The following is a 13,589-nucleotide window of genomic DNA, read 5'->3' as shown; positions in this document are numbered from 1 at the left end:
AGTTTTTCCCTTTTTGGCGAAATTCGATGCTATTTACTCAAAAATCGTTTTGTTTTGCAAACGTCCGAGCGATTATAATTTTTGAAGCAAATGTGTAACAATCCGCATGTCTGCAACGTATTAAGGGAACGAATACAATATAGTTCAACAACTATGTATACGTTAAATTCATACGAATCATACCGTTTAGGTTGAAACTCCACATGGTGGAGTTGTTTTCATTTTAGTAGAGGTGGATGATCCATAAGTGAAATTAAATGTTCAATGGCTGAACCTATCCCCGCCTCGAATTCTGGTGCTTGGCTTTGCTGGGATTATTCTGCTAGGAACATTACTGTTGATGCTTCCAGCATCGAGTCAGAGCGGGGAAGGCCTTCCATTTATTGATGCACTATTCACCGCAACATCGGCCGTATGTGTGACTGGGCTGGTAGTTGTAGACACAGGTACTCATTTCTCCGTGCTTGGGCAAGTCATTATAGCTTTGTTGATTCAGATCGGTGGACTCGGCTTCATGACGATGGCCACACTCGTGGCTATTGCATTTAAACGTAGAATTTCTTTGCGGGAACGGCTTATTTTGCAGGAAGCGATGAACCAGAACACGATGGAAGGTATTGTAAGGCTTATTCGTAAAGTCGTGGCATATTCTCTCATTATTGAAGTGGTATGCGGCACATTATTCACCATTCGATGGTCATTTGATATGCCACTAGGTCAAGCTATGTATTACGGGTATTGGCATGCGATCTCTCTTTTTAATAACGCGGGATTTGATATGTTTGGTGATTTTCGCAGTTTGACGAGTTATGTCTATGATCCGTTGGTGAACTTTACGGCAATGTTCCTGATTATTTCAGGGGGAATTGGCTTTGTGGTATTGTCCGACCTGATTGATTACCACAAGACACGTAAGATCTCGTTGCACTCCAAGGTTGTACTGTTAACGACGGGTCTACTTATTATATTGGGAGCTTTAGTGATCTTTGTCTTCGAATTCAACAATCCGCGAACACTTGGTGGGCTGAATTGGGGTGGCAAAATTCTCGGTTCGTTCTTTCAATCGGTCACACCTCGAACAGCTGGTGCTAATACGGTGGATATTGCCGGTTTGAGGCAGGCAACGCAATTTTTCATGATTATATTAATGTTTATTGGGGCATCCCCTGGTTCAACAGGGGGCGGAATTAAGACAACTACGTTCATGATTATGATCGGTGCGGTGATTGCCATGATGCGTGGTCGGGAGGATATCGTCTTCTTTAGATACAGGCTAGTACAGGAGCGGATCTTCAAAGCACTTACGATCACACTGCTTGCGCTGCTGCTCATTATAACGGTAACGATGATACTGAGCACCACAGAGGATAGTAGTTTCTTAATGATTTTATTTGAGACGACATCGGCCTTTGGCACCGTAGGTTTATCCATGGGACTTACACTGAAGCTGACCACATTTGGCAAGCTATTAATTTGTTTTACCATGTTTGCAGGCCGACTCGGGCCGATTACGCTAGCGTATGCACTTGGGCAGAAAAAGGGTAAAGAGTTATACAGGTACCCGGAAGGCAAAATGATTATTGGATAAGGGGTTCGTGAAGAACGATGAAAAAACAGCAGTTTGCAGTGATTGGGCTTGGACGGTTTGGCTCCAGCTTGGCACAGGAATTAATGGAACTTGGTTATGAGGTTCTCGGTATTGACAAAAACGAAGAGGTTGTCGAAGATATCAGTGAATTGGTTACACATGCCGTTGTAGCTGATGCAACAGATGAGGAAGTGCTGCGCTCCCTCGGAATCCGGAATTTCGACTGTGGTATCGTAGCCATTGGGGACGATATTCAGACAAGTATCCTGACTGCGATTTTGTTAAAAGAGCTGGGTGTAAAAACGGTGGTGGCAAAAGCTATCTCTGTTCTTCATGGCCGTGCGCTGGATAAACTCGGCATCGACCGTGTCGTATATCCTGAACGGGATATGGGAGTACGGGTTGCCCATCAGCTGGTTACTCCGAATCTGCTGGATTACATCGAGCTATCCAATAACTACAGCATTGTTGAAATGAAAGTTCCTGACTGCCTGCATAACAAGACGCTGTCCTCACTGAATGCGCGTGTGCGCTTTGGATGCAGCATTGTTGCGTTGCAGAAGGAGGCAGGCGTTGTCATCGCTCCAACAGCGCTAGACTCCCTCCACACTGGGGATATTATGGTTATTATCGGTACCAACGACAATATCGAGCGCTTCGAAGAAGAAGTAATTAGCCAGGAGGATTAAGATTACCCCATGGCTGTGACTAACACATTGATGTGACGAAGGATACAAATGATTGAAATGTAACTAAAGCGATTGCCTTGGCCGTTGGAGATGTTAAAAGATGATTCGATTTGGTAAATGGCTTTCGTGATTAAGGTGAAATAGGATACATGGACTAAGGCGTCGTTGTTCTCTTAGAGGATAGCGGCGTCTTTGCTGTAAATAGCGCAGCCGTTTCTTTTACCCACTGTCTGGATGTCTTGCTGAGATCTTCCTTGTGCCCATAGATCATGCTCGTGGTTCGCCTAGTTTGCTGCAACTCAGGTAGATAAACAGATACCAGGTCGTTGTCCGCAAGCAGTTGGGGACGAAGATATGATTTGGGTAGAAGAGCAGCCGCTTTGCATGTAGGTAATAGACGCACGATCGCTTCGAAGGAATCGATCTCCATACGAATATCAGGCATAACAGCACAGCGGTGGAACAAGTCGTCTGTTAGTTTGCGATACCATGTGCCTTTAGAAAAGGTGATCATCGGTAGTTCGTGCAAGTCCTCCATATCTGCTTCACGTCCAGACAACGGATGAGTTAAGGGGACAACAAGCTCTAGATGGTCATCAAAGAGCGGAATGCAGTTTAACCCTGCTTCATTAATGGAAGAAGCGACAATACCAACATCGGCTTTTTTATCACGGACAAAAGAGACAATTTCATGGGTTTTACCCGTTAACAGCTTAAGCTCTGCGTTTGGATGTTTCTCCATAAATGCATTGACCAGAGGGGGCAACGTCGTTTGAAGGGTGGTTAGGCTGGCTCCTAGAGTGATCGTGCTCTGCTCCTCGTCTTTGTACTGGGCAAGCATGTTTAGGAACTTCTGTTGCTGTTGTTTCTGTTCAACGGCAAAAGTATAGGCGAGCTGCCCCACGCTTGTTAATTCAAGCCGTTTACCCCGACGATGAAAGAGAGCTACCCCGAGTTCATCCTCTAATTTAGCAATTTTACGAGAAAGAGCGGGCTGTGATAGGTTCAACAGCTTGGATGCACGGTTTAGACTTGATTGTTCCACGACCGCCGCAAAGGCGTTTAAGTCCTCAAACATAGACGTTAACCTCGCTTCCATTTCAGATGTCTTTACGTCTGAATTCTTGTGCATATTGAAGGTAAGATCTGTCTTGGTGATTAAGCGTGATGCATATCCTTGAAAAAAGATTTTCGATGTTGTATGTAATACTTGTCCAATGTTTCAATGCTTATACCTATAGGTTATAACAATTAATAATTATATTGCAATTCCCTTATAAGAAAAAAAAGAGTAACATGAATTGTGACACAAGTTGTTCACACCTGACGAAAACGGAACAATTTGTCGAACCTTTCCCACAGGAAAGGTTTGTGTGTGATAGTGAACTAATTTATGAAAACGTTGTATTTAGCGAAAGGGGATCGACATTTTATGAAAGGGTTTTACTCCAGAAAGCTGCACTCCTTGCTCGGCGTCATTCCGCTCAGTTTGTTTTTTCTTGAGCATTTGGTGACAAACTTCACAGCAGTTGAAGGCGGCACAGAAGGGTTTTACAAAGCTGTTGCATTTCTGAATGGCTTGCCTCTGGTTATTGTTATTGAGGCTACACTCATTTGGCTGCCGTTGTTCTTTCACGGTGTTTACGGTCTTTATATTGCCTATCAGGCCAAGCCTAACGTGGGTAGGTACGGCAATGAACGTAACTGGCGCTACACCTTGCAGCGGATCAGTGGTGTCATTACGTTTGTATTCGTTATCTGGCACGTATGGGAGACGCGTGTACAAATTGCGCTGGGTAACGTAACACATGAAGAGATTGGCGGCGTCATTCATGATGCTGTGACGAACCCGATAACCTTTGCTATATATATGATCAGCGTGGTTGCGGCGTCATATCACTTTGCCAATGGCCTGTGGTCGTTCCTCGTTAGCTGGGGGATTACAGTTGGTCCGCGTGCACAGCGTGTATCCTCTTACGTATGCATGAGCTTGTTCGGTATTGTTTCTATCATGTTTATTGCTTCATTATTTGCTTTCCGTAGCATTGATTTCCAAGTTGCAACTTCAATGATTGACGCAGTTAAATCAGTTCTGATCTAAGCATTTAGCTTTCAATTCGTGTTCAAAAAGTACGGTTTTAACTACCGAGAAGGTGGAATGAAGATAGAGAAGCGGACTTTTTGAACAACTTTTATAAATGCTGACTTATAAAGGAGTGAACAGCAATGGCATCATCTAATGTAATTATTGTGGGCGGCGGTCTCGCAGGTTTGATGGCGGCGATCAAATCGGCTGAAGCCGGAGTTCATGTTCATTTATTTTCACTAGTACCAGTTAAAAGATCTCACTCCGTATGTGCCCAAGGCGGTATCAACGGTGCGGTAAATACCAAGGGTGAGGGAGATTCTCCTTGGGTCCACTTTGACGATACGGTATATGGCGGCGACTTCCTCGCGAACCAGCCACCAGTTAAGGCGATGTGTGAAGCAGCGCCAGGCATCATCCACTTGATGGACAGAATGGGCGTTATGTTTAACCGGACACCGGAAGGTTTGCTTGATTTCCGTCGTTTCGGAGGTACGAAGCATCACCGTACAGCATTCGCAGGAGCAACGACAGGACAACAGTTGCTGTATGCTCTAGACGAGCAGGTGCGTCGCTGGGAAGCAGCGGGGCTAGTTACGAAGTATGAGAACTGGGAATTCCTACAGGCTGTTGTCGATGATGAAGGTGTGTGCCGAGGCATTGTAGCACAAGACCTGAAAACGATGAAGGTTCAGACCTTCCCGGCCGAAGCAGTTATTCTTGCGAGCGGTGGCCCAGGTATCATTTTCGGAAAAACAACTAACTCCGTAATTAACACAGGTACAGCGGCAAGTGCCGTGTATCAACAAGGTGTAAATTACGCAAACGGTGAGTTCATTCAGATTCACCCAACGGCTATTCCGGGTGATGACAAGCTTCGTCTTATGTCAGAATCTGCACGTGGTGAAGGTGGACGGATCTGGACATATAAAGACGGTAAGCCATGGTACTTCCTTGAAGAGAAGTATCCATCCTATGGTAACCTTGTACCGCGTGACATCGCGACTCGTGAAATCTTCAGCGTCTGCGTAGATATGGGTCTTGGGGTCAATGGCGAGAACATGGTATACCTCGATCTGTCCCACAAAGATCCTAAAGAGCTGGATGTGAAGCTCGGTGGAATTATCGAGATCTATGAGAAGTTCATGGGTGACGATCCACGTAAAATCCCTATGAAAATCTTCCCGGCAGTCCACTATTCCATGGGCGGTATGTGGGTAGATTACAACCAAATGACTAACATTCCGGGACTGTTTGCAGCAGGTGAGTGTGAGTATCAATACCACGGAGCGAACCGACTTGGTGCAAACTCTCTGGTGTCGGCCATTTACGGCGGTATGGTCGCTGGACCAAAAGCGGCTGAATATATCAAAGGACTCAAAAAATCGTCTGCTGATATTTCTTCCTCCGTCTTCGATAACTATACGAAACAACAAACGAATAAATACGAAGGCATCATGAAGATGCAAGGTAATGAGAATGCTTACGTTATTCATAAAGAGCTTGGCGAGTGGATGACAGCCAACATGACGGTTGTGCGTTACAATGACAAGCTTGAAGCAACCATTGGCAAGATCAAGGAATTGAAAGAACGTTATGGCAAAATCAACATGTATGACACTTCAGGTTGGAATAACCCTGGTGCGGCATTTACCCGCCAGTTGTGGAACATGCTTGAATTGGCTGAAGCCATGACGCTGGGCGCATTGTTGCGTAACGAAAGCCGCGGCGCGCATTACAAACCTGAGTTTACGGAACGTAACGATGAGGAGTTCCTCAAAACGACCATCGCAAGCTGGTCGAAGGAAGGTCCACAAATCTCGTACGAGCCAGTAGACGTTTCCCTGATCCCACCACGGATCCGTGACTACTCCAAAGATTAATAAGTAAAGTTAACACCTTAACGGAGAAGACAGAAGAATACTGAAGAAGCGAAGCGCTCGCCTTTATCCCCGGATTTTAACCCTGTTAAGGTGGATCAAGAAATCTGGGGATAACAGCGATCGGAAGGATCTTCTGTCGGCGGAGTGGCTACGTGTAACATGTTGGTCTTATAACGATAGCAATACAATCATCGTCACCAAGGAGGGGACTACGATATGGCGGAACCAGCAACAGCGAACAAAACCGTCAAGTTTATCATCACACGTCAGGATAGCCCAGAATCAGCTTCGTATAACGAAGAGTTCGAACTTCCGTACCGTCCCAATATGAATGTGATCAGCGCCCTGATGGAGATTCAGCGGAACCCTGTTAATACAGAGGGTAAGTCGATTGCTCCAGTATGTTGGGAATCGAACTGTCTGGAAGAGGTTTGTGGAGCATGCTCTATGGTGATCAACGGTAAGCCGCGCCAAGCGTGTGCTGCATTGATCGATAAGTTGGAGCAACCGGTTCGTATTGAACCAATGAAAACATTCCCTGTGGTGCGTGACCTCGTCATTGACCGTAACCGGATGTTTAACGCCCTGAAACGGGTAAAAGCATGGATTCCAATTGACGGTACCTATGATCTCGGTCCAGGTCCGCGTATGCCAGAGAAGAAGCGTCAATGGGCATATGAATTATCCAAATGTATGACATGCGGTGTTTGCTTGGAAGCTTGTCCTAACGTGAACGAAAAGACAGATTTTATCGGACCAGCAGCACTTTCACAAGTGCGTCTGTTCAACGCTCACCCAACAGGTGAGATGAACGCCGAGGATCGTCTGGAAGCGTTGATGGAGGATGGAGGAATCGAGGGCTGCGGTAACTCACAGAACTGTGTGCAATCCTGTCCTAAGGGCATTCCATTGACAACTTCTATTGCGGAAATGAACAAACAAACAACGAAACATATGTTCAAACGTTGGTTGGGCGTATAATCGCAACTAATTCAGCTTTCAATCGAATAGGAATAGATAAGAAGTCGTGTTCTCCGATCTTGGTTGTTTGGGGACATGGCTTCTTTTTGTAATGGGGCGAAGGAACCGAGCTTATGATGCAGAATATGCTATAATGAGGGGATGGATTGCGTGCGGAAGGAGGAGAGGGAACATGGCAAGGGTGCCGTATAAGAGCAATAAGGGAACGCCAATTAGGCGTGGAGTCGATAAGAATGAGACAGAGCAGCCCCTTTTTCCTGGTCAGGAAAAGGATCATGATCCCTCCCGGCGAAGTACAAAGTTACGGACAATTCTAATGACAGCGATCGCAACTGTGTTTACAGGTGGATATGCGCTATGGGAGCCGCGACGTGTGGAAGTAAAGCAGGTGCAATTGAATCTCCCTAAACTTCCCGGTGCCTTTGATGGGTTGCGACTCATTCAGTTTAGTGATGCTCATATCGGATTCCATACTGGGGTGAAGCAGATCGAGAAGCTGGCGGTTATGATTCAAGAACAGCAGCCGGATCTGATATGTTTTACGGGAGATATTGTGGAGCGAGATGCAGAACCTATGCGGGAGTGTATTCCAGCTCTGTCTTCCATGCATGCTAAGTTTGGGAAGTTTGCAATATTCGGTAATCATGATTACCGGGGGAAGCAGCAAGAAGAAGTGGAGAAGATGTTTGAGCAGGCTGGCTTTACCTTACTTCGGAATGCTCATGTAGTTATCCAACATCATGGGGATCAAATAGCTATCGTAGGATTAGATGATGCATTAACGGGCAAGCCTAATTTGGCTACAGCTATGGAAGGTCTGGATGAAGACATCTGGAAATTGTTACTCATGCATGAACCCGACTATGCGGATAGAGCAGCTTCAAATGGTTTTGGATTACAGTTGTCTGGGCATAGCCACGGCGGCCAGGTTCGTTTTCCGTGGATTGGAGCGTTATCTGCTCCTCGTGGTGCACAAAAATTTGTAAAAGGATTGTATTATGTCGGTTGGACGAAAATGCCGGTGTATGTCAATCGAGGGTTCGGAATGACCCATCTCCCCATTCGTTTTTTGTGCAGACCCGAAGTCACTGTATTTCGTTTGCAGAGTCATCAAACATAATATACATCAACATAATAGACTACATGAATATGCAAGTTATGAATGGAGGTTAGCCAGGATGGAACGAATTGCGATTGTATCCGATATTCACGGCAATATGACGGCATGGGAAGCAGTATTGAACGATATTCGGAGTCGCGGGCTGAAGCGAATCTTTTGTCTTGGCGACCTCGTAGGAAAAGGGCCTGATCCAGTTCAGGTGGTTGATCGGGTGAGAGAGACATGTGAACAAGTCGTTCGGGGTAACTGGGATGAGCTAGTTGCCGTGAATCGGGATAATGAGAACTTTACTTGGCAAGCAGACAAGCTTGGGCAGGAACGACTAGACTATTTAGCGAATCTTCCATTTAGTCATCAATTCGAGTTAAGTGGTCGTACCGTTCGTTTGGTACACGCTTCACCACAAAGCGTATATCACCGCGTACAACCATGGGACGAACTGGACAAACGCATAGCGATGTTTGATGCCCCGGCGAATGAGCCTGAACTCGGACAGGCAGATATCATAGGTTATGGCGACGTACACAATGCGTATCTACAGCACTTGAATGGGAAAGTTCTGTTCAATGTAGGGAGTGTGGGCAACCCACTGGATATCCCTCAGGCTTCGTATTGTATTCTTGAGGGAGAGAGCAACAGAGATATAAACCAAGCCATTAATATTCAATTTGTCCGTGTTCCCTATGATATTGAGCAGGAAGTTCGAGTTGCGCAACAAGCAGGGGTACCAGCACTTGAGTTATACATTCGAGAGATTCGAACAGGTGTTTACCGTGGATTACAGGAGAAAAGCGGGACTGAGGAATAACAGCTTATCGCGTGTTGGCATAATAACGTAAGACGTGTAGGATCAACACGATATGTAGTCGTCGTTTTTGAATTGAATAACAAATATTATACTTCCGGATCATCTCCAGAGCATGCTTGTCTTACCGGACTCAAACCCGATAGGCAAAAGGAGCGATTGTCATGCTGACCCGAAAAATGCTAAGTCAGGGATTGCCTGTACTATGGACAGAACGCCTTGTGCTTCGATCATTACGTCAGAGTGATTTTGGCACATTGTCGGAATTGTTCTCCGATCCACAGATTATCCGCTATGTGAACAGGGGGAACCAGCCAACACCGGTTCGTGCCCGGCGATTATTGAATCAGATTCGTAGTAGTAGTGCGAAGCTTGAATCACTACATTACGGGATATGTTGGAAAGGTAGAGAACCGCTCATTGGGATCATTTCGTTTCAGCATTGGAATGAACAGCAGGGTACAGCGCAGATTGGATACATCGTGAGCAGATCTTGTTGGGGATTAGGGATAGCTACGGAGGCGCTGCGACGGATGATTGAATTTGGTTTTACGGAGCTAAACTTGTCGAAAGTGGAAGCACGGTGTTACGAAGCTAACGTATCATCTGAGCGTGTATTACACAAAAGCGGTATGACTTATGAACGGACGTTGCCTTCTTTTGGTTCAGTGGAGAATGACGCCACCAGTGAAAGTAATACGTTGATGGACGTTAAAGTATACAGCATGTACCGAGAGCAACAGGTTCAAGTACCTATGAAGGATAACCTCCAGACCGTGGTCTTCGACAAGCCTCAGGTGACATAGAATAAGATAGTTGAAACATCTCATTTGCACTTCAAATTATTTGTTACACAAATGAAATATAGCTGCAATTGAACTCTAACAGACAGCGGGTAAACTTATCTCATGACCCCCTTTTTGATAAATATATTATGCTGTTGGAACCCGTGCGAACGGGTTCATTTTTTTTGCTCTCATATAAATCAGATCACTACGAGAACACAGAACCCCACTACGGAATAAGCTCCATGTGGGGTTCTTGGCATGCTGTAAGCGGGCAGTGCCATTACAAAGGCACGATCTGCATCTGTTTTTGTTTGAAATATACCCATTCGGTAAATCCAATCTCCAGCAAGCGAGTACGCACTTCTTCCAGCTCGTCCCCTACACGCTGAGGTTTGTGAGCATCTGATCCAAACGTTACTTTCACACCGTAGTGCTGAGCACGTTCGAGAATGGCATCTGAAGGGTACCAGCCTCCGCTAAGCTTTGTTTTGCCTGACGTATTAATCTCAATCGCTACGTTCGATTCGGCAATAACCTGTAGCGTCTCATCAATAGCCTCATCTGCAATAATATCGGAGAAGGAAGGGTAGTTGCCTTTCATTGCATCAATGTGACCTAAGATCTGAAACATTCCACTTTGAGCAGATTCCCGAATCAAGGAATAATAACTCGTTTTCACTTCAACTTTGCGTGCGTCGCTAAGTCCTTTCCACCGCGTCTTATTGAAGATACTGACATCCTCGGTATGATGAACAGATCCAATAATATAGTCAAAAGGGTACTGCCCAAGGGTATCGCGGTACAGCTTCGCATGGATAGGGAAATAATCGGATTCAATGCCGAGTAATACGTCGATTTTGCCCGCATATTCTTGTTTCAGTGACAGGACTTCTTCGACATAGTTACGTAATTCCGATTTTGCCATCGCAATTCGCGGAAACGCCTGCTCCTCTTCACTGCCAAAGTACGGCGTATGGTCGGATATACCGATGGCTTGAAGTCCAGCCTCAATACCTGCATCAATATAATCACGAATATTACCGTCTGCATGACCACAACGAAAATGATGTGTATGAAGATCAAATTTCATTAGAAATCCTTCCTTTCTCATAGCTCATTTGTCATTCAGAACTGATGAACTGCGTCTCAGGCATACCTTTTAGATCACTTAGAAATTGCTGCATAGCAGAGTTGAGGTACCGGCTAGATTTGTAAATGACACCGACGGGATGACTGACCTCTAATTCACTTAGTGGGATCATTCGCAGCGTACCTTGCCGCAGCTCATGTGCGACAGATTGCTTAGATATCACAGCCGCTCCGAGATTGATCTCAACCATACGTTTGACTTCTTCACTACTCGATAACTCCATGACGATATTGGGTTGAATATCATACTTTTTGAATACAGCTTCTGTAAAACGTCGCCCCACAGTATCAGGGGACAATAGAATCAGCGGGGTGTTACGCAATACGTCCACGGCAGCGTGCTTTTGCTTTGCCAGGGGATGGGCAGGAGAAACGACGAGTTCAAACGTATCGTAATACAACACAGCGGTATTCAGATTCGGATTACGTTCCGTAAGATAACCGATACCGATGTCGACCAAACCGTTTTCGACCTGAGTATAAATTTGTGAGGACGGTAAGGACTGAATGCTCGTTTTGATTAGAGGGAACTGATCCTGAAAGTAGGACAATACCCTTGGTAAAATTTGAATGGCGATGGATGTCGTTGTAGCGAGAACAATCCTTCCCTGCGGTGTTTCATCCAGATCGGATAGCTTCTGTTTCAATTCATCCACAATATCCAGCATGCGCTCAGCATGCTCCAGAAATACTTGGCCACGGTCAGTGAGTGTGACAGGTTGATTACGATCTACAAGAACGGTGTTGAATTCATCCTCCAGACTTTTGATCTGGGCAGAGACGGCAGGCTGAGTGAGATTCAGCAATTCTCCCGCTTTGCGGAAACTCATCGTTTTGGATATCGTAATCAGCGTCTCCAGTTGGCTGATATTCATGTATTTCCTCCTAGCGGGCAAAGTATCGACTACATATCAAGCTTGTGAGTGGAATCCGTAACGTTTCATAGTTCCGTTATCTTAAATTATAGGTGATTCAAGGGAACAGGGCAATAAATCTAACATCACGAAGTTTTCATTACATAGGAATACATTGAAGGAGTTGTTCAAATAAGAAAAGCGACTGACTAAGCGTCAGCCGCCTGAAGATCATTACGACATCAAGGTCATGATCTGTGAAAGGGTAAACCTATGTTATTTGCGTTCCATAACGGCAAAGTAATTGTCTTCATCATCGGCAAAGTTAAATACTCTTCCAAAAGGCAAATCCACCAATTCGCCAACGGTAATCTCTTTATCTTTGAAGTCCTGATAGAGCTGATCGATGTTCGGGGTGAAAAACATAAGAGAAGGTGTGCCTAGATTAACGCCAGGCGACATTTTGGCAACGACCTGCTTGTCTTGAAGAACGAGGCTCGTTTCAGCATCCGGGGTTGCAGCAATCTCATACCATTTCATTTCCGGGCTGAGACTTTCTTCTGCGATGACATGGAAACCTGCCTTTTCTGTCCAAAACTGTAGAGCCTGTTCTTGGTTGTTGACGTACAGCATGATTTGACCGACTTGGCTAATCATTCAATGGTTCACTCCCTAGTTAAATGATGGCATGGCTCATGAGGAACTTATCTATAAGAACCTCGCTATAGACCGACGATCTGGAGAGCAAAAAATCTCCGAGAAAAGGTTAAAATCTCTCCTATTCTTCTATACCATAGCAGGCGGTAGAAGTCATGTTTTTTTCATAATGAAAGGCTTCTGATCTGATCTTCCCGAAAATAATGCTTAAGAACTTATTTTCGATTTATATCATTTTAATTTTTAGTCTTTTCAATAAAACAGTAAAATAGTCCTAAGCCCCTTTGCGTGGGCGTAGGGAGGAAAAAACTACCTAAACATTATCCAAAAAACCCTGTTATTTCGCCAAAATTAGCTATAAACATTTGCCACACAGATGACGATAAATTATAGTACACATTCATTGATGAATTCATGATGTATTCTTGTACGTGATAAAGTATAATAAATTTATAGAATATGGGACTTTTGGTGTGTGACCAATAACCCAGTGCGAGGGGGACATAAACAGTGAAAGCGGAAGTGATTAATCCTTTCCTGGAATCAGCACGCAATGTATTTGAACAGCTCATCCAGGTTTCGCCTTCCACCGGAAGTCTTGGCGTGAAAAATGTAGAGTACATTGCTGACCATGTCTGGATCGTCATTGGAATGACCGGACAAATGAGCGGAAATATTGTATTTGGCATTCAAGAGTCGGTTGCTTTGAAAATTGTTTCAGCCATGATGGGCGGTTTTGTGATCACGGAAATGGACGATATGAGTAAAAGTGCAATCTCCGAGCTTGGTAATATGATCAGTGGTAATGCAAGTACCATTTTGTCCAATCAAGGTGTGGTTGTGGATATTACACCTCCACAAGTCATGAAATCGGAACATTTGACTGCATTTAGTGCAACAAAAGCATTGAGCATTCCATTGTTGATGGATGGCATTGGTGAGATGGATATTCAGGTGATGATCTCGTAGAATAGAATCATAGGCCTCAA

13 protein-coding genes are annotated in these 13,589 nt (G+C 44.9%); 9 read left to right on the top strand and 4 right to left on the bottom strand.

The features are described 5' to 3' along the window. The first annotated feature begins 247 nt into the window (after nucleotides 1-247). Complete coding sequence (locus V6W81_RS23635) at nucleotides 248-1,588, top strand: TrkH family potassium uptake protein (protein WP_338540567.1); 1,341 nt, start codon at nucleotides 248-250, stop codon at nucleotides 1,586-1,588. 17 nt (nucleotides 1,589-1,605) lie between these two features. Next, on the top strand, nucleotides 1,606-2,277 hold the full coding sequence (locus V6W81_RS23630) for a potassium channel family protein (RefSeq protein ID WP_338540566.1): 672 nt from the start codon (nucleotides 1,606-1,608) through the stop codon (nucleotides 2,275-2,277). A 154-nt stretch (nucleotides 2,278-2,431) separates the two neighbouring features. Here the strand turns inward: V6W81_RS23630 and V6W81_RS23625 are convergent, their stop codons facing one another. Beyond that, nucleotides 2,432-3,355, bottom strand: a complete 924-nt coding sequence (locus tag V6W81_RS23625) for a LysR family transcriptional regulator (RefSeq protein WP_145049689.1) — start codon at nucleotides 3,353-3,355, stop codon at nucleotides 2,432-2,434. A gap of 354 nt (nucleotides 3,356-3,709) precedes the next feature. On the opposite strand from V6W81_RS23625, the gene V6W81_RS23620 reads away from it, so the two are divergent. The 6 genes from V6W81_RS23620 (at nucleotide 3,710) to V6W81_RS23595 (ending at nucleotide 9,958) form a co-directional block, all read left to right on the top strand. Beyond that, a complete protein-coding gene (locus V6W81_RS23620; protein WP_056702455.1) occupies nucleotides 3,710-4,378 on the top strand; it encodes a succinate dehydrogenase cytochrome b558 subunit in 669 nt (222 codons plus the stop codon). A gap of 125 nt (nucleotides 4,379-4,503) precedes the next feature. Beyond that, on the top strand, nucleotides 4,504-6,246 hold the full coding sequence (sdhA, locus tag V6W81_RS23615) for a succinate dehydrogenase flavoprotein subunit (protein WP_338540565.1): 1,743 nt from the start codon (nucleotides 4,504-4,506) through the stop codon (nucleotides 6,244-6,246). Between the two features lie 216 nt (nucleotides 6,247-6,462). Next, entirely contained in the window at nucleotides 6,463-7,227 is a 765-nt protein-coding gene (gene sdhB / locus V6W81_RS23610; RefSeq protein WP_056702459.1) for a succinate dehydrogenase iron-sulfur subunit, read from the top strand. Between the two features lie 172 nt (nucleotides 7,228-7,399). Then, entirely contained in the window at nucleotides 7,400-8,347 is a 948-nt protein-coding gene (locus V6W81_RS23605) for a metallophosphoesterase (protein ID WP_338540564.1), read from the top strand. Between the two features lie 58 nt (nucleotides 8,348-8,405). Further along, the gene (locus V6W81_RS23600; RefSeq protein ID WP_338540563.1) at nucleotides 8,406-9,155 is read left to right on the top strand and encodes a metallophosphoesterase family protein; all 750 of its coding nucleotides are present in this window, start codon (nucleotides 8,406-8,408) and stop codon (nucleotides 9,153-9,155) included. Between the two features lie 161 nt (nucleotides 9,156-9,316). Next, nucleotides 9,317-9,958, top strand: a complete 642-nt coding sequence (locus tag V6W81_RS23595) for a GNAT family N-acetyltransferase (RefSeq protein WP_338540562.1) — start codon at nucleotides 9,317-9,319, stop codon at nucleotides 9,956-9,958. Nucleotides 9,959-10,220: 262 nt separating this feature from the next. Here the strand turns inward: V6W81_RS23595 and V6W81_RS23590 are convergent, their stop codons facing one another. The 3 genes from V6W81_RS23590 to V6W81_RS23580 all read right to left on the bottom strand — a co-directional run bounded on the left by V6W81_RS23590 (nucleotide 10,221) and on the right by V6W81_RS23580 (nucleotide 12,600). Next, nucleotides 10,221-11,030 carry a histidinol-phosphatase gene (locus V6W81_RS23590; RefSeq protein WP_338540561.1) on the bottom strand — a complete coding sequence of 270 codons (810 nt, stop codon included), beginning with the start codon at nucleotides 11,028-11,030 and terminating at the stop codon, nucleotides 10,221-10,223. Nucleotides 11,031-11,061: 31 nt separating this feature from the next. Further along, nucleotides 11,062-11,964: a LysR family transcriptional regulator gene (locus V6W81_RS23585; protein WP_056702477.1), complete on the bottom strand. Its 903-nt coding sequence runs from the start codon at nucleotides 11,962-11,964 to the stop codon at nucleotides 11,062-11,064. Nucleotides 11,965-12,219: 255 nt separating this feature from the next. Further along, nucleotides 12,220-12,600: a VOC family protein gene (locus V6W81_RS23580; protein ID WP_338540560.1), complete on the bottom strand. Its 381-nt coding sequence runs from the start codon at nucleotides 12,598-12,600 to the stop codon at nucleotides 12,220-12,222. Nucleotides 12,601-13,110: 510 nt separating this feature from the next. On the opposite strand from V6W81_RS23580, the gene V6W81_RS23575 reads away from it, so the two are divergent. Next, nucleotides 13,111-13,569 (top strand): chemotaxis protein CheX, encoded by a 459-nt coding sequence (locus V6W81_RS23575; RefSeq protein WP_056702483.1) that lies wholly within the window; start codon nucleotides 13,111-13,113, stop codon nucleotides 13,567-13,569. Nucleotides 13,570-13,589: the final 20 nt, after the last annotated feature.

Source organism: Paenibacillus tundrae (assembly GCF_036884255.1).
In the GTDB taxonomy this organism is placed as follows: Bacteria; Bacillota; Bacilli; order Paenibacillales; family Paenibacillaceae; genus Paenibacillus.
The sequence above is the reverse complement of the archived record's forward strand: the minus strand, read 5'-3'. Positions and strand labels throughout refer to the sequence as shown.

Excerpts from the sequence above, each read along its gene's own strand:
- V6W81_RS23620 (WP_056702455.1), top strand. The coding sequence starts at position 3,710 with ATGAAAGGGTTTTACTCCAGAAAGCTGCACTCCTTGCTCGGCGTCATT.
- V6W81_RS23585 (WP_056702477.1), bottom strand. The coding sequence starts at position 11,964 with ATGAATATCAGCCAACTGGAGACGCTGATTACGATATCCAAAACGATG.
- V6W81_RS23600 (WP_338540563.1), top strand. The coding sequence starts at position 8,406 with ATGGAACGAATTGCGATTGTATCCGATATTCACGGCAATATGACGGCA.
- V6W81_RS23595 (WP_338540562.1), top strand. The coding sequence starts at position 9,317 with ATGCTGACCCGAAAAATGCTAAGTCAGGGATTGCCTGTACTATGGACA.
- V6W81_RS23625 (WP_145049689.1), bottom strand. The coding sequence starts at position 3,355 with ATGTTTGAGGACTTAAACGCCTTTGCGGCGGTCGTGGAACAATCAAGT.
- sdhA (WP_338540565.1), top strand. The coding sequence starts at position 4,504 with ATGGCATCATCTAATGTAATTATTGTGGGCGGCGGTCTCGCAGGTTTG.
- V6W81_RS23630 (WP_338540566.1), top strand. The coding sequence starts at position 1,606 with ATGAAAAAACAGCAGTTTGCAGTGATTGGGCTTGGACGGTTTGGCTCC.
- sdhB (WP_056702459.1), top strand. The coding sequence starts at position 6,463 with ATGGCGGAACCAGCAACAGCGAACAAAACCGTCAAGTTTATCATCACA.
- V6W81_RS23580 (WP_338540560.1), bottom strand. The coding sequence starts at position 12,600 with ATGATTAGCCAAGTCGGTCAAATCATGCTGTACGTCAACAACCAAGAA.
- V6W81_RS23605 (WP_338540564.1), top strand. The coding sequence starts at position 7,400 with ATGGCAAGGGTGCCGTATAAGAGCAATAAGGGAACGCCAATTAGGCGT.
- V6W81_RS23590 (WP_338540561.1), bottom strand. The coding sequence starts at position 11,030 with ATGAAATTTGATCTTCATACACATCATTTTCGTTGTGGTCATGCAGAC.